22 protein-coding genes are annotated in these 24,509 nt (G+C 48.3%); 15 read left to right on the forward strand and 7 right to left on the reverse strand.

Annotated features, from left to right (window positions below; translation table 11 throughout):
* Positions 1–15: 15 nt before the first annotated feature.
* Positions 16–1,599: an alpha/beta hydrolase family protein gene (locus ACTHPG_RS01935; RefSeq protein WP_440387399.1), complete on the forward strand. Its 1,584-nt coding sequence runs from the start codon at positions 16–18 to the stop codon at positions 1,597–1,599.
* 90 nt (positions 1,600–1,689) lie between these two features.
* On the opposite strand, the gene ACTHPG_RS01940 is transcribed toward ACTHPG_RS01935, so the two are convergent.
* Positions 1,690–3,048: a hemolysin family protein gene (locus ACTHPG_RS01940; RefSeq protein WP_440387400.1), complete on the reverse strand. Its 1,359-nt coding sequence runs from the start codon at positions 3,046–3,048 to the stop codon at positions 1,690–1,692.
* A 367-nt stretch (positions 3,049–3,415) separates the two neighbouring features.
* Between ACTHPG_RS01940 and cls the strand changes: the two genes are divergently transcribed.
* On the forward strand, positions 3,416–4,855 hold the full coding sequence (gene cls, locus ACTHPG_RS01945) for a cardiolipin synthase (protein WP_440387401.1): 1,440 nt from the start codon (positions 3,416–3,418) through the stop codon (positions 4,853–4,855).
* Positions 4,856–5,203: 348 nt separating this feature from the next.
* On the forward strand, positions 5,204–6,115 hold the full coding sequence (locus ACTHPG_RS01950) for a YitT family protein (RefSeq protein WP_278296378.1): 912 nt from the start codon (positions 5,204–5,206) through the stop codon (positions 6,113–6,115).
* A gap of 55 nt (positions 6,116–6,170) precedes the next feature.
* On the opposite strand, the gene ligD is transcribed toward ACTHPG_RS01950, so the two are convergent.
* The 5 genes from ligD to ku form a co-directional block, all read right to left on the reverse strand.
* Entirely contained in the window at positions 6,171–7,061 is an 891-nt protein-coding gene (ligD, locus tag ACTHPG_RS01955; protein WP_440387402.1) for a non-homologous end-joining DNA ligase, read from the reverse strand.
* 39 nt (positions 7,062–7,100) lie between these two features.
* Complete coding sequence (locus tag ACTHPG_RS01960) at positions 7,101–8,051, reverse strand: ATP-dependent DNA ligase (RefSeq protein ID WP_440387403.1); 951 nt, start codon at positions 8,049–8,051, stop codon at positions 7,101–7,103.
* Positions 8,052–8,104: 53 nt separating this feature from the next.
* On the reverse strand, positions 8,105–9,202 hold the full coding sequence (locus ACTHPG_RS01965; protein ID WP_440387404.1) for a GerAB/ArcD/ProY family transporter: 1,098 nt from the start codon (positions 9,200–9,202) through the stop codon (positions 8,105–8,107).
* Between the two features lie 177 nt (positions 9,203–9,379).
* Positions 9,380–10,249: a VOC family protein gene (locus ACTHPG_RS01970; RefSeq protein ID WP_440387405.1), complete on the reverse strand. Its 870-nt coding sequence runs from the start codon at positions 10,247–10,249 to the stop codon at positions 9,380–9,382.
* Positions 10,250–10,570: 321 nt separating this feature from the next.
* Positions 10,571–11,482: a non-homologous end joining protein Ku gene (gene ku / locus ACTHPG_RS01975; protein ID WP_440387406.1), complete on the reverse strand. Its 912-nt coding sequence runs from the start codon at positions 11,480–11,482 to the stop codon at positions 10,571–10,573.
* 209 nt (positions 11,483–11,691) lie between these two features.
* Between ku and ACTHPG_RS01980 the strand changes: the two genes are divergently transcribed.
* The 7 genes from ACTHPG_RS01980 to ACTHPG_RS02010 all read left to right on the forward strand — a co-directional run bounded on the left by ACTHPG_RS01980 (position 11,692) and on the right by ACTHPG_RS02010 (position 18,473).
* Entirely contained in the window at positions 11,692–11,988 is a 297-nt protein-coding gene (locus ACTHPG_RS01980) for a hypothetical protein (protein ID WP_440387407.1), read from the forward strand.
* Positions 11,989–11,992: 4 nt separating this feature from the next.
* Positions 11,993–12,169, forward strand: coding sequence for an H-type small acid-soluble spore protein (locus tag ACTHPG_RS01985; protein ID WP_026081228.1), 177 nt, complete (start codon positions 11,993–11,995; stop codon positions 12,167–12,169).
* A gap of 186 nt (positions 12,170–12,355) precedes the next feature.
* Entirely contained in the window at positions 12,356–12,838 is a 483-nt protein-coding gene (tsaE, locus tag ACTHPG_RS01990; protein ID WP_440387408.1) for a tRNA (adenosine(37)-N6)-threonylcarbamoyltransferase complex ATPase subunit type 1 TsaE, read from the forward strand.
* Positions 12,839–12,840: 2 nt separating this feature from the next.
* Positions 12,841–13,689, forward strand: coding sequence for a tRNA (adenosine(37)-N6)-threonylcarbamoyltransferase complex dimerization subunit type 1 TsaB (tsaB, locus tag ACTHPG_RS01995; RefSeq protein WP_440390087.1), 849 nt, complete (start codon positions 12,841–12,843; stop codon positions 13,687–13,689).
* A 286-nt stretch (positions 13,690–13,975) separates the two neighbouring features.
* Positions 13,976–14,446 (forward strand): ribosomal protein S18-alanine N-acetyltransferase, encoded by a 471-nt coding sequence (gene rimI / locus ACTHPG_RS02000; protein ID WP_440390088.1) that lies wholly within the window; start codon positions 13,976–13,978, stop codon positions 14,444–14,446.
* A complete protein-coding gene (gene tsaD / locus ACTHPG_RS02005) occupies positions 14,443–15,498 on the forward strand; it encodes a tRNA (adenosine(37)-N6)-threonylcarbamoyltransferase complex transferase subunit TsaD (protein WP_440387409.1) in 1,056 nt (351 codons plus the stop codon). The genes rimI and tsaD overlap by 4 nt, the downstream gene beginning before the upstream one ends.
* Positions 15,499–16,916: 1,418 nt before the next feature.
* On the forward strand, positions 16,917–18,473 hold the full coding sequence (locus tag ACTHPG_RS02010) for a 2-isopropylmalate synthase (protein ID WP_440387410.1): 1,557 nt from the start codon (positions 16,917–16,919) through the stop codon (positions 18,471–18,473).
* 567 nt (positions 18,474–19,040) lie between these two features.
* Here ACTHPG_RS02010 and abc-f read toward each other — a convergent pair.
* Positions 19,041–20,999, reverse strand: coding sequence for a ribosomal protection-like ABC-F family protein (gene abc-f, locus ACTHPG_RS02015; RefSeq protein ID WP_440387411.1), 1,959 nt, complete (start codon positions 20,997–20,999; stop codon positions 19,041–19,043).
* 279 nt (positions 21,000–21,278) lie between these two features.
* On the opposite strand from abc-f, the gene ACTHPG_RS02020 reads away from it, so the two are divergent.
* From ACTHPG_RS02020 to tatC, 5 genes are all read left to right on the forward strand, one after another.
* A complete protein-coding gene (locus ACTHPG_RS02020; RefSeq protein ID WP_440387412.1) occupies positions 21,279–21,917 on the forward strand; it encodes a 5-formyltetrahydrofolate cyclo-ligase in 639 nt (212 codons plus the stop codon).
* A gap of 15 nt (positions 21,918–21,932) precedes the next feature.
* Positions 21,933–22,436 carry a cyclic pyranopterin monophosphate synthase MoaC gene (gene moaC / locus ACTHPG_RS02025; RefSeq protein ID WP_440387413.1) on the forward strand — a complete coding sequence of 168 codons (504 nt, stop codon included), beginning with the start codon at positions 21,933–21,935 and terminating at the stop codon, positions 22,434–22,436.
* Between the two features lie 37 nt (positions 22,437–22,473).
* On the forward strand, positions 22,474–22,959 hold the full coding sequence (locus ACTHPG_RS02030) for a MogA/MoaB family molybdenum cofactor biosynthesis protein (protein ID WP_017690080.1): 486 nt from the start codon (positions 22,474–22,476) through the stop codon (positions 22,957–22,959).
* Between the two features lie 208 nt (positions 22,960–23,167).
* Positions 23,168–23,416 carry a twin-arginine translocase TatA/TatE family subunit gene (tatA, locus tag ACTHPG_RS02035; protein ID WP_036611264.1) on the forward strand — a complete coding sequence of 83 codons (249 nt, stop codon included), beginning with the start codon at positions 23,168–23,170 and terminating at the stop codon, positions 23,414–23,416.
* A gap of 78 nt (positions 23,417–23,494) precedes the next feature.
* On the forward strand, positions 23,495–24,277 hold the full coding sequence (gene tatC, locus ACTHPG_RS02040) for a twin-arginine translocase subunit TatC (RefSeq protein ID WP_440387414.1): 783 nt from the start codon (positions 23,495–23,497) through the stop codon (positions 24,275–24,277).
* Positions 24,278–24,509: the final 232 nt, after the last annotated feature.

Genomic DNA, 24,509 nt, shown 5'->3' on the forward strand with positions numbered 1-24,509 from the left:
GGAGGAGTTATGACGATGAACAATTGGAAAAAGCTATTATGTTCTCTTACTGTCGTATGTCTTATCCTGCCGGTAACATCCATCTTAGCAGCTGCCGAGAAACCTTTTGGTCATGAAAATCTGGTTCCTGTTCGTGAGATTGCAGCAAAGAATGGGGCAGAGGTATCTTGGCAACAACAAACAGGACAGATCACAATACGAAAAGGCGAGCTTACGATTGTAGTGAGGGTAGGAGAGAAACAGGCGATTGTGAATGGGCAAGTCATCCCCTTAGACCATCCTGTTCAGTTAACGAAAGGGGTTACCTTTATGGATGAAGGATTTCTTACCGAGATACTGAAGGCAACACCTGAGGATATGTTCATTTCACTTTTAAGTGAGGGTGACGGCAAAGAGGCTGCCAAGTATATTCATACCTCGGTGAGTGGAGTGTTGACACCGACTTTGTTGAGTCAGCTATGGGGCGCTTTAGAAGGACAAAATGGCAAAATTACAAGTGAAGCCATAGCAAAACACGTAGAAAATAACACCGTGCATCGCAATGTTACCTATACTTTTAAGACAGAGCTTACTCGGATAAATATCACGGTCAGAATGAATGATGATGGACTTGTCGATGACATGTATATTGCTGCAGCTACGCCAGATGTGTATCAAAAACCAAGTTACGACGACCCATCAGCCTATACCGAACAGGACATTACGGTTGGTCAGGGGAATTTAGCTTTACCAGGGACATTAACTTTGCCCAAGGGAGAGGGACCTTTTCCGGTTGTCATACTGGTACACGGTTCTGGGCCCAGTAATCGAGATGCTGCCATTGGTGGGGCAAAGCCATTTCGCGATCTTGCGGTAGGGTTGGCTTCACAAGGAGTTGCTGTATTAAGATACGATAAGGTCACGTATGAGCACACGTATAAGGTGGCCTCACAGCCCAAGTTCACATTAAAACAAGAGAGTGTAGATCAGGTAACGGATGCTGTAGACATGCTTAAAAAGAATACGCAAATTGATTCTTCATCGATTTTTGTAGCTGGACATAGTCAGGGTGGATTTGCATTACCATTAATCATTGCCGAGGATGATCAACATGATATTGCAGGTAGTATTCTGCTTGCTGCACCAAGTAGCAGCTTTGTGGATGTGCTTACCGAGCAGCAGGACGAATTGGTCGATCGCATGAAGCAGCTTGGTTTGGACACGGAGCTCATTCAAGGACAGGCTGATTTTTATAAAAATGTTGCTAAGATCGTCAAAGATCCTAATTATTCTGTAGATCATCTTCCTGAGGCGTTTCCGCTTCAACCTGCTTATTGGTGGTTTGAGCAGAGAGATTATGTACCTGCGGAATTGGCAAAAACGCAAAATATCCCTATGCTCGTCATACAAGGCGAAAATGATGTGCAAGTGTCAATGAATCAATTCCGAACCTGGAAGTCAGCTCTGCAAGGTCGTTCCAATGTAACGTACAATAGCTATCCAAAGGTAAATCATCTGTTAACCAGCTATGATGGACTTTCGATTGGTCAAGAGTACGCGGAGCCATCCAATGTATCCAAAGCCATTATCGATGATATTGCGAAGTGGGTATTAAAATAACATGCATGAGAGTTGCACATTGAGCCGGATATAATAAGAAGAGGAGCACTTACCATACAGGCAAGAGCTCCTCTTCTTATTTATAAAGTTTTATTTAGTCCAATTGGACTCTTTCTCGTCTTCATCGGTGTAGTCAGACATCGTCAGTGGTTCCTTGGGAACAACAGCGACTTTGTAGAACCGATTCTTGTCTTTTTCCAGCAAAACAAAAGTCAGATTCTCGAACTCATATTCTTCCTGTTCGTTCATCTCGGGACGATGGCTATAGAGCCATCCACCAATCGTGTCCCACTCATCCGCATCCAGGCTGGACATAAACATGTCGTTCACCTTCGATAAGGAAACCTTGCCATCCATAATGACATAGTTCTCATTGATGACCTGAATATCCTCCACTTCATCTGCGTCGAACTCGTCGCGGATCTCGCCGACAATCTGTTCAAGCACATCTTCAATGGTTACAATGCCGGAAGTGCCTCCATATTCGTCGACCAGCACGGCGATGTGTACGCCATCTTTCTGCATTTTCTTGAGCAAGTCCTTCACAGGAGTTGTTTCGTGAACAGCGGATACAGGCTGAATCAGGGAAGACAAATCAACAGGTTCATCATTTCCGTAAAGTTCCAGGAAGAATTGTTTCGTATTAATGATACCGATAATATCGTCTTTACTCTCATTAACTACGGGAAAACGGGTATATTGCTCTTCACGAATAATCTCCAGGTTTTCCTCGTTTGTTCTATTCACATAAAGGCAGACCATATCGGTCCGGGGTACCATGATTTCTTTCGCTAACATCTCATCAAAAGCAAAGATCCGGCTAACATAACCGAACTCAGCTTGGTTGATTTTACCATTTTCGAAGCTCTCATTAATAATGATCTGCAGCTCTTCTTCGGAGTGCGCATCTTCGTGCTCGGAAGCAGGTTTGATTCCGAACAGTTTCACCAGTTGGTTCGCTGAGCCGTTTAACAGCCAGATAAAAGGATACATAATTCGGTTAAACCAGATGATAGGTGTAGACGTCAGCAGGGCAACAGTCTCCGCTTTCCGGATTGCAATCGTTTTTGGAGCAAGTTCACCAACCACAACATGCAGATACGTGATGGAAGCAAACGCAATGACAAACGATAAGAATGAAGAAACCGCCTCAGGAATTTGCAAGCTTTCGAACACAGGATGGAGAATCTTCTCTACCGTCGGTTCCCCCAGCCAACCCAGTCCCAGTGAGGTGATCGTGATCCCAAGCTGGCAGGCGGACAAATATCCATCCAGATTGGCAACGGCTTGTTTCACAGCCAGCGCACGCTTGTTTCCTTCTGCAATCATTTGGTCGATCCGGCTTGGGCGAACTCGCACCAGAGCGAATTCCACTGCGACAAAAAACGCCGAAAGTCCTATCAAAAATGCAACCAATATTAAGTTTATTACATACCTCTCACTTTCCATTCACTGCTCTTCTCCTTTAGGTAATAAGTTTTTAACGAGTATTATATCTAATTTTACGTAAGAAGACCACCTCCCGACCAAGAAAAGAGGAAGAGTCTGGAAGGGGACTTGAGCAGATTGGCGTCACCATGCGGTTCTGCTCCAGGATTAAACAGATATGTAGAAGGGTACACAGTCAGGATATACATCGATTGAAGTAGAAATCTCAGTTTCCAGAATCAAGCATTCCGAATGCTTATGTAAAGTTTTATCTAAGCCAACGTTACGAACAGGGGCTTTATTGGGTATCTATGATTAGCTGTATGCATAAACGTCAAAGCTAGAGAACGGCAAGGTCATGAAGCTTGCCACCTGAGGAGGAAGCCGAATGTTCTGGCTGGTCATTATATTAATCGTATTTATTTTTCAGGCAGCCACAATTCTTTTGCTGGAATTTCGTAATCCGGCTAAAGCGGTGGCTTGGCTGTTTATTTTGTTCTGCGTACCTTTGATCGGTTTTGTAGTGTATTATTTCGTGGCGCAGGATTATAACAAACGAAAAAAACTCCGCAAGGGTGGATCGCGCATCTTCCGTGAAATGAAGGAAACGATCTGGGAACAAGCCCACATCATTGGAGATGTCGAACAGATGCCGGGTGATCGTTTCAGCCATCAGCATCGATTGTTTAACCTGTTATCCCATCTGTCGGAGAGCCCAATTACGGGTTGTAACCACAGTACGGTACTCACCAATGGGGAAGAGGCATTTACGGCAATGCTGAGAGAAATGAAAAAAGCAAAGCACCATCTGCATGTGGAATTCTACATTTTCCGTGATGATATCATCAGTACCATGTTTCAGGATGTCATGATTCGTAAGGCGCAAGAGGGTGTGAAGGTTCGGTTTATCTGCGACGGTCTCGGCAGCCACAAGATGAAAGGGAGCTTTATCCGCAAACTTCAGGATGCAGGAGTGGAATTCCATTACTTTCTCCCACCGCTAATCGCTACGATTGACCGCAGAGTAAACTACCGCAATCACCGCAAAATTGTTGTTGTAGATGGACAGGTTGGTTTTGTGGGCGGCATCAACGTAGGCGATGATTATCTTGGCCAGTATCCAGAGGTGGGTTTCTGGCGGGATACACATGTGCAGATTGAGGGAGACGCCGTATACTTTCTGCAAAGTACGTTTCTTAATGATTGGAAATTGGCTGCTGGGGAGCGCATTACCGAACCCCAGCTTGCAAGTTTATTTCCTCCCCATATATGTCGCGGGGAAGAACGGATTCAGATACTGGCCAGTGGACCGGATCAGGACTGGGATGCGATTCAGGAGATGTGTTTTGGGGCCATTTCGGTAGCTTGTGAACGGATCTACATTACCACACCTTATTTTATCCCTGATCCAGCACTGTATGAAGCACTCAAAACAGCGGCTGTCAGTGGCGTCGATGTAAGAATTATCATTCCGTATCAATCCGATTCAAGGCTTGTGCATCTGGCATCACTTTCATATGTGGAGGAACTGTTGCGAGCAGGTGTGAAGTTTTTCCAATATCGCAAAGGTTTTATACATGCCAAAGTGATGATTGTTGATGAGTTGCTCGCTACAGTTGGAACAGCCAACATGGATATGCGCAGTTTTTTCTGCAACTTCGAGTTGACGGCTGTTCTGTTTGAATCCTCTGCGATTCAGCGTTTAATCACTGACTTTGAACGTGATCTCGGGGAATGTAGTCAGATTGACGGGAAGGTATTTCAGATGCGTTCACGATGGCAAAAAGGCGCAGAAATGCTTTCTCGGATGCTTTCTCCGCTTCTTTAGCCGATTTAGAGCAGATTTCTGAAGATAAGTTCACTTTTTGTGAATTTATCTTCTTTTTGCTAAGTATTTTGTGCAAATTTGATCTTTTATGATATAATAGTTATATAAATTATGTCTTGGCGAAGGAGGGGAGTCTGCGGGAAAACAGGCTCCCTTTTGCTCTCTTTTGAAAGTACAAACCGGGATGAATAACATTTTGAATCCATTTTATATCGCCTTTAGATGCTTGCGCTGTATAGCCAGGGTACATATAGAACGCAGTTTGCTGTTTTCCATATGTAGATTCACCCTGAGTATTTAAATGATTTATAAAATGGATTCACACACTGATTTAACGGGGGGGATACCATGTCCAATGTAACAGTGAAAGAACTAACAGCCAAGCAAGCTGACCGCGGGGTCAAAAGCTCGGTGTTTACATTAAAGCTGCTGCAACGTATTGTGATGATTCTGATCGGTGCTGCACTAATGGCTGTATCGCTTGAAGTGTTTCTCGTACCGAATGGTGTTATTGATGGTGGGATTACGGGGATTTCAATTATGGTGTCAGAACTTACACATCTGCCACTCGGCGTATTCCTGACCTTGCTCAACTTGCCTTTCCTGATTCTGGGTTACAAGCAGATTGGTAAAACATTTGCGTTATCCACGTTGCTGGGGATTGTGGTCATGTCCATCGGGACTTCGTTATTGCACCATGTTCCTGCGTTAACACCAGGGGAGCCATTGCTCGGAGCTGTATTTGGCGGATTGATCCTGGGTGTGGGTGTTGGACTCGTGATTCGGTCTGGCGGTTCACTGGACGGTACGGAGATTGTAGCCATCCTGCTTAGTGAGAAGTCACCATTGTCTGTAGGACAGATTGTATTGTTCATTAATGTATTTATTTTCGCAGGTGCAGGATTTGTATTCGGTTGGCCGAATGCCCTGTATTCCATGATTGCATATTATATTGCGATGAAGATGATTGATATCGTGAATGAAGGACTGGATCAGTCCAAATCGGTGTGGATCATTAGTGAGAAGTATCGTGATATCGGTTCAGCCCTGACAGACCGTCTTGGTCGTGGGGTAACTTTCCTGGATGGCGAGGGCGGATTCAGCGGGGACGAGAAAAAGATCATCTTTGTTGTCATCACCCGCTTGGAAGAAGCTAAACTCAAGTCCATCGTTGAAGATTGGGACCCGCAAGCCTTTGTGGCGATTGGTAACATTCATGACGTGAAGGGCGGACGTTTCAAGAAAAAAGGTATCCATTAGCGAGTTATATACGCACGAATGACAATAGCCGACACCCTTGTGATGAGGGGGTCGGCTATTTTTTCTTCAAATGCTTGAGAATGAGCTCTACCGGTTGAGGTTCAACAGTTGCAATCAAATCACCGGTTTGGTTCAAGCGTTCAATAATGTTCATCAGATGGTAATCCTGGATGGAGACGTTGCTTCTAACCTCATCCCAGGTAAGAGGAGTCGAGACAGTGGCCCCTGATTTGGCACGTGGTGTATAAGGGGCGGCAAGGGTTTTGCCTCCATAATGCTGGAGATAGTCAAAATAAATGCGGTCGCCACGATCCTTTTTAAGTCGTTCCAGTGTGAATAGATCCGGGTGCTTCTGAGTGACATATTTGCCAACAAAATAGCCGATATCTCGCAGTTCATCAAAGGTCACACCTTGAATAATCGGAACGATGATCTGAACTCCTGTTGCCCCTGAAGTTTTGGGAATGGACCTCAGACCAAGCGAAGTCAAGGTTTCGCCAACGATGAGCGCAGCCTGCATAATCCGGGGCTCGTGTTCCTGAGAGGGGTCCAGATCAATCATCCATTCACAGGGCAGATGGCTTCCCACAGCGTGAAGAGAAGGATGAAATTCAAGTGCAGCCAAATTGCCAAGCCACAATAATTCGGGAAGTCCATTCATGATTACATAGCGAATGCCGTCGTGGACTTCGGTCCGCACATATTCTGGTATAGGTTCAGGGGCATTTTTTTGATAGAAAAATGTCCCACCAGCGCCGTGGGGATATCTGATGGTGGTTAGCAATCGATTGTTTGTATACGTGAGCAGATATGGTGCCAGGGCAGCCAGCTTTTGCAGATAGATGGCTTTGGTGACGCCCGCATCCGGCCATAACAGCTTGTCCGGGTTCGTGATCGTGAGCTCTATACCTTCAATTACGATGGTTCCTTGGATCTTGGGAGCCATATACATTCACCTCCTATACTAATCAAGATTTGTACTGACTCATTGAAGAAGCTGGTTCGCCGGGCAATCCTCACGGGTTACATCCGCAAAGGTCTGAATACTGGGATGGCGTAGTGTGCGATGATGTGTCAGTTCCATATATTGCACTTTGACACCTATTCGTGGTTCCACCCAGGTGGTCTCTGCACTGCGTTCGGGAACATTATGGAACGGTCTGTCCTGTCTGATCAGAAGCTCAACTTGATGGGTGAGTTCACGCCAGGTATCGGAGTTCAGCCTGCCAGTCCCGACATGACCAATATAGACAAAGTCAGGCCCATCGTATACACCGATCGCGACGGCGTTCACAATACCGCTCCGGTACGTGACTCCCCCAATCATGGCATATATATCATGCATGATTTTGACCTTCTGCCAGCGCGGGTCCTTACCCTGTATGCCATAACTGCTCGTGAGATCCTTGCAGACGATGCCTTCCATCTGATGCTGTCTCATAACTGAAAGCAGAGAAGCGGCATCCAGTGTATTGGTGACCTCCTGAACATGCGGGGCAGTGTTAAGTACTTCGTGCAACAGGCGCTGTCGATCTGCCAAAGGCTGATCCGTCAACCATTTCCCCTCATAGAAGAGGATATCAAATACCATATATGTGACCGGAATCTGATGTATGGCTTGGGCAATGCCTTCGGGCCTGCTCATGCGATCCCGCCGCAGAACATGATAAAACGAAGGTTTACCGGTGTCCGGGTCCAAGGCAATAACTTCTCCATCCAAGATGTAGGAAGAGCCTGAACATAGATTACGTGGTGTCACCAGTTCGGGATATTGTATAGTTCGGTCATGTAATCTGCGGTTCACCAGGCGAAGCTCCTGCCCATCCTCATAGGCAAGCATGCGGACTCCATCCCACTTGATCTGCGCAATCCATTGCGGTCCGGTGGGCAAGGTATCCCGGGATACAGGTTCGAACGGAATCAACGGTTTGAACATGGAGAACTCCTTTCTCGTACCAACCCGTCTGCACAGGTTAATTCGGAATGTAATTATATTTTTTGAAAGCGGGACTTCATATGATGTACCAGAATGAGCAGTAACGGAAGTGCAATCCCGCAGGTCAGATCCCAATCGATCCAATAGGGAATAACGATTTTGAGATAAAAATTCTCATCTGGAGAGATCAGAATGGACATGGCGATAATCAGCATGGCACCGGGCAGGATCAGTGGACGATAACTGGACAAGCGGCACAGGTGAGCGACGCCCAGGACAAAACTGTAGAAGAAGAGCGCGGCTTTGAAGAAAACGGCAATAATCCAGACCGATGCCATAAACGCTTCAATCCGTTGCAAAAAGTTCCCGATATTGATCTTCTGTGAAAGGGTGAAGGAGGCGAACCAGTGATGTTGTGTCATCCATGGTCCCATGACAAGCAGACACATACTCAGCGTCAGTGTAAGTAACAACCCACCAATCATCCCCGACAGCAGGATGTCCTTCTCCAGATGGGGCTCCTTTTTCGTGTAGGGAAAGAGCATCATGAAAATGCATAGCTCGCAATAAGGATACGTGAGTACAGCGACAAAACCTTTGAGTGGATCAAGAAAGCCTTGTGCAAGCACAGGTCGGATGTTGGTCAAATGTGCATGAGGGAGTAGACACACCGTCAGGATTAGCAGAAACAACACGATTAGAGGAAGAAATACCTCAGCGCTTCTACCGATGCTCTCCAGACCCGACAGAAGCCCCCAGACAAGTGCACACATAAAAGCCAGATGCAGAAGCATTAATGGAGATTCGGGCAAGATCTGAGTCGCCATAAAATCGCCAATCTCCCTGATGAACGTTGAGGTGCTGATCAGGAAATAAAAAATGTAAAAAGAGCTGAATAGGGTCCCAAACCAGGGTCCCAGTATGCGAAGGGCATTCTGAATCAGATTCAACCGGGGATGCAGTTTGTAGGCAATAAGCATAATGGAGAGTACACCCCAGCCACCTGCGACTCCGAACAAGGCGGATAACCAGGCATCCTGCTGTGCAAAGGATGTAATCATGGAAGGAAAGACCAGGATTTGCTCCCCAATCGTGCACAGGAACATTAATGATGCGAGCTGCCTAACGGTTAAGCGCCCCTTTTCAATCATAAGGTATCTCCTTAACATATTTTGTCTGTGTATATGGATAGGATGCGCCAACTGTGCCATTTTTATAAATAGCCAAACCAAAAAGCCCGGACAGCCGATCTCTCTGTGAATAGAGAAAACAGCTGTCCGGGCTCAATAAAATGTGGTTAAGCAAACCAATTGTACGGCTTAACCATATCAGTTCGCAGTTGTCAGACGTATGCGGATATTCTGCGGGTCCACCGTAAACCAGGCATCCTCGACTTGTGTAACGGCTGCGCCAGATTGACGTAATTGTTCGATTGCCTGTTCAACCTCTTCCTTCGTGGCATAAACAATGGTGAAGTAGTCAATTCCTGTAGCGTTCTCCGGATTGACGGGTGCATTCACGCCAGCCCAGATATTAAGTCCCAGATGGTGATGATAGCCGCCTGCCGATACAAACAGTGCCGACATGTTGGCGAAGTTACCGACGATATCAAAACCGAGTATGCCGGTGTAGAATTTGCGGGCTTCTTCCAGACTGCGGACGTGGAAATGTACGTGACCAATAACGGTGCCCGCAGGCAGACCGTGCCAAGGTTCATTCTCCGATATTGCGAACAGGCTTTCCACATCAACCGGATCACTTGCCATCACATAGTTATTGTCGCTATCGCGTTTCCAGGTATCACGTGCACGGTCAGCATAGATCTCAATACCGTTCTGATCGGGATCAGAGATATAGAAGGCTTCGCTGACCAAGTGATCGCCTTGACCGATCTCAATACCGGATGCAGCCAGATTACGAAGAGCAAGGCCCAGGGACTTACGGTCAGGCAGCAGGATGGCGAAATGATACAAGCCAGCGTGTGAGCGTTCCGGAAGGGTAACTCCATTCGTCAGTTCTTCCAATCGCAGCAGGGACTGTTTCCCGTCGGCTGTCAACGTAGCCACTTTGCCGCTCCGCTCCAATAATTTCAATCCGACCACTTCGGTATAGAACTTAATTGAACGGTCCAGATTCATAATTCGGAGACTCACTTCACCCAGATGGGTTGTGGCAGGGATCTGATAGGTCGTATTCATGATTGTTTCCTCCTTGATAATAGATAATATGGTTCTCGTTTGATTGTGTATATGCATTGAAAAAAGGATGATTGAATGGCATGCGGTAAAGCTGAACGCAGAGTGACTGTACATTCATAAATAAGTTACTTTTCATAAGTAAATATAAAATATAAATCAACTTTCGTCAATCTCATTTTACAATAATGGCTGGAGTTTTATTGACAGGAACGGTTCCCAAAGTACTGTAAAACAAAAAAAATCCGACTATGAAGCCGGATCGGGAGAAAACATCATGACATGGGGATATTACGGAGTCGGGCTTGCCGTAGCTTAGTGCATTCAACTTTTGGGTTTGGGCGTCGCCTTTTTTCTTTTGGCTGGTGCAGGTGTATCGGATTCTCCTCCCGCAACCGCTTGAGCGGGCACTTTACGCGGTGCACGTTTCTTGGGCTTGGCCGTTGTTGTCCCAGGGTCAGCCGGAATAGGCTTCACGGCCTCAATGCTTGCCTGCAAGGCAGCCATCAAATCCATGACATTGGCTTCAGGTTTGGCGGGAGCAATCTTGATTTCTTCGCCTGCCACTTTGTGCTGGATCAGATCCAGTAGTTTACTGCGATAGTCATCGGTGTATTTACCCGGTTCAAAAGGCGTCGACAATTGATCAATCAGCAGTTTTGCCATCGTGAGTTCCTTCTCATTCACGTTCTGCACTTCAGGCAAGTTGGGCACCTGGGAGACAGGACGAATCTCGTCCGGATAGAAAATGGTCTCCATGGAGAGGCAATCTTCCAGCACGCGTATGGCAGCCAGACTGCTCTTGGAGCGGATGGAGATTTTGGCGATGCCAATTTTGCCGGTATCCCGCATCGCGTTCATCAACAGCTGGTAGGCATTTCCCCCAGCCTGATCGGGCGAGAGGTAATACGTTTTTTGAAAATAAATCGGGTCAATCTCAGTCAAGTCGACAAAATCCAGTATGGTAATGGTTTTACCGGTGGAATCATTTAACGCTTCTAATTCATCTTTCTCGAAGAGCACGAACTTTCCCTTTTCATATTCATAGCCTTTGGTGATCTCTTCCCACTTCACGTCCACTTCACAGGAGGGACATTGACGAACATAAGCGAGCGGGCTGCCGCAGACTTTATGGATATAGCGCATGGAAATGTCTTTGTCTTCGGTAGCCGAGAACATTTTGACAGGGACATGCACAAGGCCAAAACTGATTGCACCTTTCCAGACGGTATGCATAGGTTGGCTCCTTTCGGAAGGTTGTTCAAAAATTCCGCTTTTGATTAGTATGGGCATCTGCCGCAAGGGATAATCGTCTTATGGAAGAACGAATTCGTATGGTTCGGCGAGACTCGGGGATGATAACAGAAACATGCTTGAATTCCGACAGGAAGATGGGCATGGAAAGGTTAGTTATTCTCGCAGCACATAAGCCGGGAGGTGCAATATTGAAGAACAGACGGGATGAGGAAGAAGCACACAAGCATGCATTTTCTCCGTATCCTCTTGCGGAAGCCGAAAGCGCTGAAGAATTCTATACACCCGCTACAGCTGTGAATTGGGAAGCGGTCACATCTGAAGAATTACCCCTTGATCGGGAGTCGTTCATGCTTGACATTGACCGGATGGTGAATGAAGGATTAGGCGGGGGACAGGTTACGGAAAATAACGGTTATATTGGTGACAGTACAACAGATAGCATGGTTCGAGAATCACATAATGATCCGGAAGGGGAGTATGAATAAGATGATGGATGCGAAGCGCGCCAAAGCGATATATGATTCCAAGGATACCATTGCCGTCACGCTGGAAGGAGATCCGGTTTGGATCGAGAATGTGGATGAAGCCAATGGTATGGCGACGGTTCAGGTTGGGAGCAGACCGGGAAATACCCAGACGGTACGTGTGGATCGCTTGGAGGAGTAAATACAACCAGCATATAGTTGAGGAATTCGAGAATGAATAAAAGCTGAAATATATGGATGGCATGGCCGGTACCGAGAGGTGCCGGTTTTTGGTTTTTGCCAGGGTTGTTGCGGGGGAAGAAAGGGACCGATATAATAAGGTTCAAAGTGAACTCAGGCGGCTGGACCGCCAAAGGTGGGGCGAATATTGAATCAGACGCACGAGCAGTGGGTGTATCCATCCCATGGCATTGCAGATACAGAAGCACTCGCTTCCGCACTCGCCAGACAGGCAAACGCCGGCATGGTGATTGCTCTGGATGGTGATCTGGGCGCGGGAAAAACGGCATTTTCGCAGAAATTTGCCTGGCATTTGGGTGTACGTGATGTGGTAAGCAGTCCCACATTCACGCTAATCAAGGAGTACGAGGGGCGCCTGCCCTTATATCACATGGATGTATATCGCATATCGCTGGAAGAAGCGGATGAGCTTGGACTTGATGAATATTTCTATGGAGCCGGAGTCAGTCTGGTGGAGTGGTCGAGTATCATTCCCGAATTGCTGCCGCAAGAGCACTTGCATGTGCAGATTGAAACCACGGGCCTGGAGGATCGAACGATTACACTGGATGGGTACGGCGAGACTTATGCAGCCATATGCCGACAGTTCAGACAGAATGGGGTCAAATGATGATGGAAGATTTACAAAAAGAGCCGCGTCAGCGGTTTTTGGCGTTGGATACATCCACCGCAGTGATGGCAGCGGCGATGATGGAAGGTCATGCGCTTCTGGAAGAACGCAATGAACGCGCTGAGCGCAACCATTCGGTACACGTCGTACCGGTGATGGAGCAGCTGCTGGCCGCCAGCAGCACACAGCCTGGGCAACTGGACGGCATCGCCGTGGGCGTTGGCCCAGGCTCGTACACGGGCATCCGCATTGCGGTGACCGCGGCGAAGACACTGGCCTGGGCATGGGACATCCCCGTAGCCGGGGTGTCCAGCCTTCAGGCCCTCGCCTGGGGCGGCTGGCACAGCGGCCTTGCCGCCAAGGCGGAAGCTGCGGCAGAGGATGCCGCAGCAGGGGCTGGCGGAACGCCATCCGCGGACCAGGGCAGCACAGGTGCTGCCCCTGTCCACTGGATCGTTCCGCTTGTGGATGCACGGCGCGGTCAAGCGTGCACCGCGCTGTTTGCCTCCGCCGGGAGCGATGCGCCCCGGCGTTTGGCGCCTGATGCCATCCGCAAGATGGACGGATGGCTGGAAGCCCTCGCCGCCCGCATGGCGGAGGCGGCGCCGGAAGAGCGGCCCGCAGCCGTCTGGATCGTCGGCGAGACGGGCCCTCATGCTGGGGCAGCGGCAGAGCTTCGCTGCCCCGCAGGAACGGCGCTCCAGCTCGTACCTTATGAGCTGGAAGGCCGCTGGGTTGGGCGCCTTGGCGCCGCCGCGCTGCTTGCAGGTCAGCGTGATGACGTGCATGCGCTGGTGCCAAACTATACCCAGTTGTCTGAAGCGGAAGCCAATCTGCTGCGCAAAGGCTAAAAGAGGTCGTTCAAAAAGTCCGCTTTTGATTACGAAGGATGCCTAGCGGCATCATCAGCATCGAATATGGAATTCAGCCGAAATAAGCGGGGGCTTACGAAGTATGTTTCCTTTGGAAACATTGTGGTTGCTCACGTAGTTTTCCCTACGCTCCGCTACTCCATTTCTAGCTTCATCCCATCTTCTCGGTACTGAAAACCGGTCTTTTTGAACACGCACTAAAGGGGGAAAGCAGTTGGACAACGTGGCGAATAACAAGCAGGAAGCATCGCTTCAGTTCAGGTTCATGACACTCGCGGATATTCCCGATGTGATGGAGATTGAACATGAGGCCTTTACCCTGCCCTGGACGGAAGAAGCATTTCAAAATGAATTGACACACAATCATTTTGCTAAATATATGGTGATGGAATTGGAAGGCAAAGCTATTGGTTATGCCGGAATGTGGACGATTATGGATGAAGCCCATATTACCAATATTGCAGTCAGAGGCGCGTATCGTGGGCGCAAGCTTGGCGAAAAGTTACTGGATGAATTAATGAGTACAGCGGCTTATCTCGGGATGGAACGAATGACGCTGGAAGTCAGAGTCTCGAACAGCATAGCTCAGCGTTTATATCAGAAAAAAGGGTTTGAATCGGCGGGTCTTCGTAAAGGCTATTACTCCGACAATGGGGAAGATGCGATGATTATGTGGGCGAACTTGCCGTCTGCAGGCCGGAGCGGCGAAGAGGAAGGAAGCGTACTGGATTCATGAACGAACTCAATGAAAAAATAAATTCTGCACCATCCTACATTTTGGCGGTGGAGACAAGCTGTGATGAAACATCGGTAGCTGTAGTCAAGGACGGCCGGGAAGTGCTGTCCAATCTGATCTCAAGTCAGATCGAGACGCATAAGGCATTCGGTGGTGTGGTTCCTGAAGTCGCTTCACGCAAACACGTGGAGGTCATTACGTTGATGCTGGAACAGGCGATCGAACAATCCGGCATCCGTCCGCGTGATTTGAGTGCAATTGCCGTGACGCAAGGCCCGGGACTCGTTGGGGCATTGCTGGTCGGAATCGTAGCGGCCAAAACGCTGGCTATGGCACTGGGCAAACCGCTCATTGGCACACATCATATTGCCGGGCATATCTATGCCAACCGGCTTACTCATGAACTGCAATACCCGGCGATGGCCCTGGTCGTATCCGGTGGACATACGGAACTCGTGCACATGGAATCCGAGGGCAAGTTCAAACTGATTGGTCGTACGCGAGATGATGCCGTAGGTGAAGCGTATGACAAAGTAGCGCGTGCATTGGGCTGTCCTTATCCGGGAGGTCCGCATGTGGACCGGATGGCGTCTGAAGCGGAGAACGTGGTGCCGCTACCGCGGGTGTGGCTTGAAGCAGGCTCATATGATTTCAGTCTCAGTGGTCTGAAGTCTGCTGTACTGAATGCGCTCAATCAGGCTAAGATGCGCGGAGAAACCTTGGAGCCATCTGCGGTTGCACGTGGTTTCCAGGAAGCTGTCGTAGAAGTACTGGTGGAGAAAGCTGTAAGAGCCGTTCGTGAGTATGGTTCAAAACAATTGCTGTTGTGCGGTGGTGTTGCTGCAAACCGGGGATTGCGTTCAGCACTACAAGAGCGTTGCGCGAAGGAAGGGCTTGAGCTGTTAATCCCGCCAATGGAATATTGTACGGATAATGCGGCCATGATTGGAGCGGCTGCGTATCTGAAATGGCAGCGGGGAGAAATCTCTGAATTTGATGCGAAAGCTGATCCTGGACTTTCCCTGGAGCAATGGTCCGTTCAGTCCTTATAGAGGTTGTTCAAAAAGCCCGCTTTTGATTACGAATGATGCCTAGCGACATCATCAGCATCGAATATGGAATTCAGCCGAAATAAGGGGGAGGCTTACGAAGTATGTTTCCTTCGGAAACATTGTAGTTGCTCTCGTAGTTTTGACTACGCTCCGCTACTCCATTTCTAGCTTCATCCCATCTTCTCGGTACTGAAAACCGATCTTTTTGAACACGCACTTATAGTTTATATAAACAGGCCGTTTGAGATTAAGAGTTGACAGCCTGGATGTATAGAATGTATATTAGTTACAAATTTAAACATGGAATTTATCTTCCTGAATGGTTAAACGCGATGAACAGGAACAGTAAGGTCAATCCCGGTCTTAGAGAGCTGCGGTACGGTGCAACGCAGTCGAAGGAAGCCTGAAACTCACCTGGAAGCGGAACGATGGAACACGGTGACTCCCCGGGAGAATCCGAAGGCCGATTATGGCCCAAAGTACATGGTTACGGGTTGCCTCCGTGAATGGGCCGTTGTCGGATGGACCGTTATTACAAGGATTGGCCGACAATACTGAGGGGGCTTTCAGGCTGCTTCAAGTGATCCGGATGTATGTAAGCATCCATGGTTGTCTTGAATGAACAGGAAGGAAGTCAACAAGAGTGGTACCGCGAAGGTGAACAGCCTGTCGTCTCTTGCATTATTGCATGAGGTGGCAGGCTTTTTTTGATTTCTGGAATAAGAATGTATGAAGTTAGGTCATATGATAAATGTGATGAACGGGAGCAGTAGAATGATAAAGCGCTCAGAGAGCTGCGGGGTGGTGCGACGCAGTGGCTTGAGTCACTCGAATCTCGCCCGGGAACGGAGTTGTGGAAGCGTGGGGACGATATCAATCGTCCAATTGTCCTAATGGACAACGACATGTGTTACACAGCAACGGTTAACCCGCGTTATAGGGTGTTTCTCCGAATTCCAGTGATGTTGTGCATGCACACACATCCAGCGGATAACGGAGACGACGAGGTGGATGGAGTCCGGCGCAAGTCTGGCCCATCAAGCGAGAGTGGTACCGCGGAGGGGATAATACCCCGCCGTCTCTTATATGAGATGGCGGGGTATTTGTGTTTGCTGCCGGCAGCAGGGTGGGCATGGGATAAACCATATGGAGATTGAAAAGTGAGAAAGACAGGGTGTAAGTCGACGTATACCCTGTCACAGGCAAGCAGGATCAGCAACGACTAATGGACATCGTACATGAGGTATGGCCATTAGATATCCAGCAGGCATTATTAGACCAAGACCAAGGACTAAGCAACAAACGACATACGCATTTACAAACAAAATATATAACAACATTGATGGCGATCAGCGGGTGTTCTGTGGCTCGTGGATCGTAACAAAGATGAATATAAAATTTGATGGAGGTTGATGAATATGACAACGACTACTAACAAACGCATGATTGAAATTTTTGATACAACGCTGCGCGATGGAGAACAGGCACCGGGAGCGAGTCTGCAACCCGAGCAAAAGATCGAACTGGCACATCAACTGGCTTCTCTGGGGATTGACGTCATTGAGCCTGGATTCCCGATCTCCAGTCCAGGTGAGTTCGCGGCGGTTCAGGCGATTTCGAGACAGTTGCAGAACGTGGAGATCTGTGGATTTGCACGTGCGGTCAAAGGCGATATTGATGCAGCCGTTCAAGCAACAGCGGATGCAGCTCGGCGCCGAATTCACCTGTTTATCTCTTCCTCGGATATTCATATAGAGCATCAGCTGCGCCGTCCGCGCAGTGAAGTGGTGGCTACCGCTCGTGAGATGGTATCTTATGCACGCCAGTTCACGGACATCGTAGAGTTCACTGCGATGGACGCTGCCCGTACCAAGATGGATGATCTGATCGAGATGGTCGAAGTCGCGATTGAAGCAGGGGCCAGCATTATCAATCTGCCGGATACCGTGGGTTATGCCCTGCCACATGAGTATGGCGAGATGTTCCGCCGGGTACGTGAGGGTGCAAGAGGCGGCGATCAGGTTCGATATAGTGCGCACTGTCATAATGATCTAGGTCTGGCCGTAGCCAATAGCTTGGCAGCCATTGCCAATGGGGCTTCCCAGATTGAGGTGACCATCAATGGTATCGGAGAGCGGACGGGGAACTGTGCATTGGAAGAGCTGATCATGGCGCTGGAGACTCGGGGAGATGCCATTGGTGCAACGACCAACATTAAGCTGAATCAGCTGTATGAGACTTCACGTCAGATTAGCCGTGCGATGCACTTCCCGATTGCGTACAACAAACCGGTGGTGGGACGTAATGCATTCCAGCATGAATCCGGCATTCACCAGGATGGTCTGCTGAAGAATCGGAATACCTATGAGATTATGGACCCGGAAGCGCTGGGGATCCCGCGCAGCATGATTATTCTGGGCAAACACTCCGGTCGTCACGCCCTGAAAGATCGGGTTCGCAAATACGGTTTTGAGCCGGATGAGCAACAGATGGAGCAATTGTATGAGGTGTTCAAAGAAACCGCAGACCAGCAAAAAGTGGTCAGTGACGACCAATTATTGCAGATGGTTAGCCAGACCATGAATATTCCTGCACAGGATTACGAACTGGTTGAATTGCAAGTGACGGCGGGCAGCATGACAGATCGAATGGCTGCCGTTCGCATCCGCACAAGTGCTGGAGAACAGTCTTACTCTGCCGTTGGCGGGGGGCCAGTGGATGCGACCATTCGTGCGATTGGTCAGAGTATTTCGGATGACATTGCTTTTGTTGATATGGAGATGCACGCCTTGAGCGGTGGAGAGGGTGCAAGTGCGGAGGCTGTAGTTACCGTGGAGCGTGCAGGACGTGAGTTCCGGGGAACGGCAACACATAACGATATTGTCATGGCTGCCGGTTTGGCTTATGTAGCGGCTTGCAATGCTGCTGGGCTGAAAGCTGAGAGTTCCGAACATCATGAACAAGCACATGCCTAGATCATCTTGATAGATCGTATGTGCAGCAGCAATAGTAACAATCGCGTTTCGCTGTAAACTGCATCGTATGAAGTGAGTAACAACGGGCAGGCCTTGAACGACAGAGGTCTGCTTTTGTCTTTTTATGGTGGAACAAAGAAGAGAGGATAAATGGTTTTGTCAAGGTGTGACTATAGTTATCCACATATCCAGTGTAAATTGTGGGTAACTACCGTGAAGTCAAACCAGTGATGTTTTCGAAACGAAAAGGGTTTAGGGGATAGAAAGACTCTTTACTATCCACAAAGTTGTGGATAACGTGGATAACTTGGTGGATAAATATGGTTTTTGTGTGTAAAAGGCTATTCTACCGCTGTATAATTAAGGTTATTAATGTGCTTGCTATCTTGCTTTGCTGTGGATAAATAAGAGGGATGGACATATAAAAATATTTCTGTTCATTCGAGTAAATTTGACAAAAACCAAAACATGCCCCAGAGCTATAACAAAAAGCTGATCCCAATAAGGAATCAGCCAGAGGTACAACTATATTGTATGGACGCGATTAAGCCATGGTCTGAGTTCGTGCTATTCCATAGCTAGTTCTTCCCAGTCCTCGTATGCCTTGGTGAGCTCTGCCTTGCGTTCCTCCGATTGTTGCTGGAGTTCTTGCAACTTCATATAATCCTGATAGATCTCAGGCAGAGCCATCTGCTCCTCAAGCTCTGTAATCTTCGTTTCCAGTTCCGCAATCTGTTGTTCCAGTGCTTCCTGCTTGCGTTGCCGGTTTCGCTCTTCACGCTTTGCTTGTTTTTCCGCTTCGAACGAAGCCGCTCCGGATTTCTCGGTTGTGGCTGTGCTCAGATCGGATTTGGACGAGTTCTTGGATGAAGCCTGACGTGCCTCAGCAGCTTCGCGTGCGATGTCCTCAATCTCCTGCTTCTTCTCCACATAATCATCATAGTTTCCAAGATAGTGTTCCGTTCCACCTGGATGAAGCTCAACAATCCGTTCCGCCATTTTGTTGAGGAAATACCGGTCATGGGAGATGAACAGCAGGGTGCCCTCATAATCCATTAACGCGGCTTCCAGAACTTCTTTGGCGAACAGGTCGAGATGGTTGGTAGGCTCATCCAGAATGAGCATGTTGGCTTCCTTCAACATCAGCTTGGAGAGAGAGACACGTGCTTTCTCACCGCCGCTGAGGGAGGAGATTTTCTTGAGCACATCGTCACCGCTGAACAAAAAGTTCCCCAGTACAGTCCGAATTCGTGCTTCTTCCATCCCGGGATAGGCACTCCACAGTTCTTCCAGAACCGTGTTGGACGGATTGAGGCCTGTCTGTTCCTGATCATAATAGCCAATCTGTACTTTCGTTCCCCATTGGATATCCCCGGTTACCGGACGTAAACTTCCGGTGAGACACTTCAGCATGGTGGATTTACCAATACCGTTTGGCCCAATCAGGGCAACGGTCTCCCCGCGCCGCAGATCGAAGGATACATTGCGGAACAATGGCGAAGCCTCGTCATAAGCAACAGACAGTTGATCCACACGAAGCACTTCCTTGCCAGACATAACGGCTGTTTCGAAGGAGAAATGGGCTTTTTTCAAATCTCCCATCGGTTTATCCAGACGCTCCATTTTATCGAGGGCCTTACGGCGGCTTTGAGCCCGTTTGGTCGTCGACGCACGTACAATATTTTTCTGGACAAAATCTTCCATCTTCGAGATTTCACCCTGTTGTTTCTCATATTGCTTCATTTGCGTCTCATATTCGGCAGCTTTGAGTTCCATATAACGGCTATAATTGCCCGTGTATTTTTTGGAGCGATGACGTTCGATCTCTACGATGGTCGTTACGAGCCGATCGAGGAAGTACCGGTCATGGGATACCACGAGCAGAGCGCCTGAATATCCTCTCAGATAATCTTCCAACCATGTAAGGGTGGCGATATCGAGATAGTTGGTAGGCTCGTCCAGCATGAGCAGATCGGGTGCCTGGAGCAAAATGCGAGCAAGTGCAAGGCGTGTCTTCTGCCCGCCGCTCAACGTAGCAATGGGGGTGTCTGGCGAAAATTCGCCGAATCCCATCCCGTGCAGTACGCTGCGAATGCGGGTTTCCATCTCATAACCGCCATGGTCTTTGAACCAGTCGGAGCGTTTCGCATAACGTTCCAGCAGGTCCGCGTACTTTTTCTCGTCTTCCATCTGGGCAGGGTCGGCAATATCGCGTTCCATCTGACGCAGATCGGCTTCAGCCTGTGTCAGGTGAGCGAATACGTTCATCATTTCTTCCCAGATGGTGCGATCGGATTGCAGCCCGCTGTTCTGAGCCAGGTAACCAAGCGTCGTTTCTTTGGATTTGAAGATCTGTCCTCCGTCATAAGACATTTCACCCGCTACAATTTTGAGCAAAGTGGATTTTCCTGCACCGTTTACACCAACAAGGCCGATGCGCTCGCGTTCTAATATTTGTAAGTTCACGCCGTCCAGGATTGGATCGACACCAAAACGTTTGATAATTCCGGATACTTGCAGCAGCATAAAATTAAGTTCCTCCATAGGTCCAGTTCTTGATATGACAACTATATCCCAGTTTACATGAAATACAGAGCAATTGCACCGATTGGGAACGCATGGGGCATGTAGTCTTTTTGATCAATCAATGATAAACTGAAAGAAGGCATGTTATTACATGAGGATTTTGCAGAAAATCAATCATTTTAACCATTTCAACAAGATGACAACTGGTCATAACATATACATTTGTTTTTAATGAAAGCTTTTTTTACCTTCCCTATCAACAGGAGGTTATTCAAGGATATGCGGGATCATGCGGAACTGAAAAGCCAGCTTCGATCCAGACTGAGACAGAGCCGTGATCTGATGGATGTGAGCATACGTCAGCAGGCGATGCCTAAGATTAACGATGGAGTGAGGCGGGAGCTGGAGCGCCTTAGACAGGACAAGAATAAGGTCGTGAACAAACCACTCGTCATATTCAGTTATTTGTCCTATGGAAGCGAAGCGTCCACAGCTTTTCTGTTTCAAGAGGGTTGGAATCATGGAGATCTGATGTTTGCACCGAAAGTGTTGGCGAATCCTCCTCGAATGGAGCTACGGCAAGTGACCGGAGAACGGGATCTGGAGCCAGGCATATGGGGGATACCGGAACCCAGGGATTCCTGTGAAGTGCTGTCACCTGAAGATTGGCCGGATATCGATCTCGTATTGGTACCAGGGCTTGGCTACGATCTACATGGAGGGCGCATTGGATATGGCGGCGGTTATTATGATCGTTTTGCCGAGAAGCTTGCAGCAACATGTGCAACGACGGGCAAGAAACCGTTGATGGCTGCGATGGTATTGCCGGGTCAGCTACAAGAGGAGATCCCGATGGACCTGCTCGATCTGCGGATTGATCTGTTGATAACAACCGAAGGTATATTACATATCGAATAAAGGGTTGTGATGTGATTGAGTTCAGAAGTGAACAACGGCCAGGCTTCCGGTGGAAAACTGACCCATTTTAATGAACAGGGGCGGGCCCGGATGGTTGATATTTCGGGTAAGGAAATTACCGTACGTACGGCTGTGGCCGTAACCAAGGTGACGATGAATCCAGATACACTGGAAGCGATTCGGGAGGGCCGAATCGGCAAAGGTGATGTTCTGGCTGTGGCTCAGATTGCCGGGATTCAAGGCGCGAAGAAAACGTCGGACTGGATTCCGATGTGCCATCCGCTGGCACTGACGGGTGTGGATATTCGTTTTCATGATAACGGAGTGGATGAATTACACATTGAAGTTACTGCCAAAACCGAAGGGAAAACAGGTGTTGAGATGGAGGCGCTCACGGCTGCCTCGGCTGCAGCACTGACGGTCTATGACATGTGCAAGGCCATGCAAAAAGATATGATTATCGGTCCGACCATGCTGAATTTCAAGAGTGGTGGCAAAAACGGTGATTACAGCCGATAGGCAATATTTATTTTCATAGAGGAGAAGGGTGATCTTTATGGTGTGGAGAACAGCAATCCTGACAGCCAGTGACAAAGGAGCCCGCGGTGAGCGTGAGGATACGAGTGCACAAGTCATTCGGGAGCTGGTGGAAGAAGAGCTGGGTGGTCAAATCGTGGAGTACCGCATCGTTCCGGATGAACCCGATGAGATTATTGCAGCTTTGATTGAGATGACGGATTATTTTCACGCCGATCTGGTGCTGACGACCGGTGGCACGGAGCTGGCCATTCGTGATATTACTCCGGAAGCGACCCGGCGCGTGATTGAACGGGAAGTTCCTGGTATGGCAGAGGCCATGCGGTACAGTGTAATGAGCAAAAACCGTTCTGCCATGCTGTTCCGTGGGGTCTGTGGCATTCGTGGACGTACGCTGATTGTCAATCTGCCTGGTACACCGAAGGGTGTGCACGAACATCTGGCTGCCATTATGGATCAGCTTCCGGAAGCGTTGCTGATGGTTACGGGTCAGTTCAAGCAATAAGCGAGTACGGACTCTCGGGCATGATATCCAATTAGACATAAACCATGGTTGGTTAGTAAGGTGATATCTCTTATTTGTGAATATTGCGGGTTATGTAAGTGGTTACATCTGTGGTATGATGGGCTTAAATTAAGAACGAGCAGAAGACATCTACGAACATCTGACCGAATATGCGCATCTTTGAAGCTTGAGACGAGGAGGAATATCAATGTTAAGTTCCATTGGACCAACGGGTTTTATTTTGCTGGCCGTGATTGCATTGTTGTTGTTTGGACCCAACAAACTTCCGGAACTGGGACGTGCAGTTGGGCGTACCTTCCGTGAATTCAAAGAAGGCGCTCGCGAGATTATCTCTGAGGATGACTCATCCAATCGCAAAGAGCAGGAGAAAGCAAAACCGCTGGCGGCTGAGAGCACACCTGCAGACAAGCCTGCTGATAAACGCCTGCCGGAATAATCTTGACGGCAATGAAAGAGAAATCCCTTCCTGCCGGAAGGGTTTTGTATTTTAAGCTGGCAATAATGGGGGGCAGGCATGACGCAGCAAATGGAAGAAATGTCGATTACGGAGCATCTGAGCGAGCTGCGGAAGCGGCTGATCTACGTATTAGTTATTTTTGTGCTAGGACTTATTGCAGGATTTCTTGTAGCGGACCCCGTATACCAATATCTGACCAAGTCAGAGTCGGCAAAAGGTTTTGTATTGCATGCCTTCTCGTTCTGGGACGGGATTGGCATCTACATGAAGATTGCCGGTTTGTTTTCACTGATTATTACGCTGCCGTTTACGGTGTATCAGATCTGGAAGTTTGTTAGTCCTGGGCTGAAACAGCAAGAGCGAAAAGCAACGTTGAAGTATGTGCCCTATGTATTTCTGTTATTTCTTATAGGGATGGCTTTTTCGTATTATGTTATTTTTCCGATGGCACTCGCCTTCACAACAGCGATTACAGAGAAGATGGGGCTTGTGGAGACCTACGGGATGAAACAGTATTTCAGCTTCCTGTTTGGCATTGTGCTGCCGGTGTCCTTGTTGTTCGAACTTCCTTTACTTATTATGTTTTTGACAGGACTGCGGATTCTGAATCCCATTCGCCTTCGCAAGATGCGCAGAGTTGCTTACTTTGTTCTGATCTTCATTGCGGTGGTGATTACACCACCAGACTTTATTTCCGATCTGCTGGTGATGATACCCTTGCTCCTCTTATATGAGATCAGTGTGTTATTATCCGCAATTGTATACCGTAAGCAGCTTGCAGCCGATGAAGAGATCGAATCCCGCTACGTTCGTGCCGAGGATAAGAAACATGTGGGTTAGAACATAAGATGGTATCAAAATGGAACACAGGATATCTTCTTCATGTCTGGTGTAAGACTGGTTTACGTGTGAATGAGGATGATCCCTAACTGTAATGTGCCCGGAGAAGACGGTCTGTTCTGATCCGGGCTATTGTTGTAGATTGTTCACCTGCCAGGCAGGACAAGCAGGCATATTATGTTCAACAATGGATACAATGGGAAAGGGACTGTCTGCTAACGTTGCAGAAGGG

It is taken from the genome of Paenibacillus sp. SAF-068 (assembly GCF_051967555.1).
GTDB lineage: Bacteria > Bacillota > Bacilli > Paenibacillales > Paenibacillaceae > Paenibacillus.

Coding starts and splice junctions, on each gene's coding strand:
- ACTHPG_RS01935 (WP_440387399.1), top strand. CDS start 16: ATGAACAATTGGAAAAAGCTATTATGTTCTCTTACTGTCGTATGTCTT.
- ACTHPG_RS01940 (WP_440387400.1), bottom strand. CDS start 3,048: ATGGAAAGTGAGAGGTATGTAATAAACTTAATATTGGTTGCATTTTTG.
- cls (WP_440387401.1), top strand. CDS start 3,416: ATGTTCTGGCTGGTCATTATATTAATCGTATTTATTTTTCAGGCAGCC.
- ACTHPG_RS01950 (WP_278296378.1), top strand. CDS start 5,204: ATGTCCAATGTAACAGTGAAAGAACTAACAGCCAAGCAAGCTGACCGC.
- ligD (WP_440387402.1), bottom strand. CDS start 7,061: ATGGCTCCCAAGATCCAAGGAACCATCGTAATTGAAGGTATAGAGCTC.
- ACTHPG_RS01960 (WP_440387403.1), bottom strand. CDS start 8,051: ATGTTCAAACCGTTGATTCCGTTCGAACCTGTATCCCGGGATACCTTG.
- ACTHPG_RS01965 (WP_440387404.1), bottom strand. CDS start 9,202: ATGATTGAAAAGGGGCGCTTAACCGTTAGGCAGCTCGCATCATTAATG.
- ACTHPG_RS01970 (WP_440387405.1), bottom strand. CDS start 10,249: ATGAATACGACCTATCAGATCCCTGCCACAACCCATCTGGGTGAAGTG.
- ku (WP_440387406.1), bottom strand. CDS start 11,482: ATGCATACCGTCTGGAAAGGTGCAATCAGTTTTGGCCTTGTGCATGTC.
- ACTHPG_RS01985 (WP_026081228.1), top strand. CDS start 11,993: ATGGATGCGAAGCGCGCCAAAGCGATATATGATTCCAAGGATACCATT.
- tsaB (WP_440390087.1), top strand. CDS start 12,841: ATGGAAGATTTACAAAAAGAGCCGCGTCAGCGGTTTTTGGCGTTGGAT.
- rimI (WP_440390088.1), top strand. CDS start 13,976: ATGACACTCGCGGATATTCCCGATGTGATGGAGATTGAACATGAGGCC.
- tsaD (WP_440387409.1), top strand. CDS start 14,443: ATGAACGAACTCAATGAAAAAATAAATTCTGCACCATCCTACATTTTG.
- ACTHPG_RS02010 (WP_440387410.1), top strand. CDS start 16,917: ATGACAACGACTACTAACAAACGCATGATTGAAATTTTTGATACAACG.
- abc-f (WP_440387411.1), bottom strand. CDS start 20,999: ATGCTGCTGCAAGTATCCGGAATTATCAAACGTTTTGGTGTCGATCCA.
- ACTHPG_RS02020 (WP_440387412.1), top strand. CDS start 21,279: ATGCGGGATCATGCGGAACTGAAAAGCCAGCTTCGATCCAGACTGAGA.
- ACTHPG_RS02030 (WP_017690080.1), top strand. CDS start 22,474: ATGGTGTGGAGAACAGCAATCCTGACAGCCAGTGACAAAGGAGCCCGC.
- tatA (WP_036611264.1), top strand. CDS start 23,168: ATGTTAAGTTCCATTGGACCAACGGGTTTTATTTTGCTGGCCGTGATT.
- tatC (WP_440387414.1), top strand. CDS start 23,495: ATGACGCAGCAAATGGAAGAAATGTCGATTACGGAGCATCTGAGCGAG.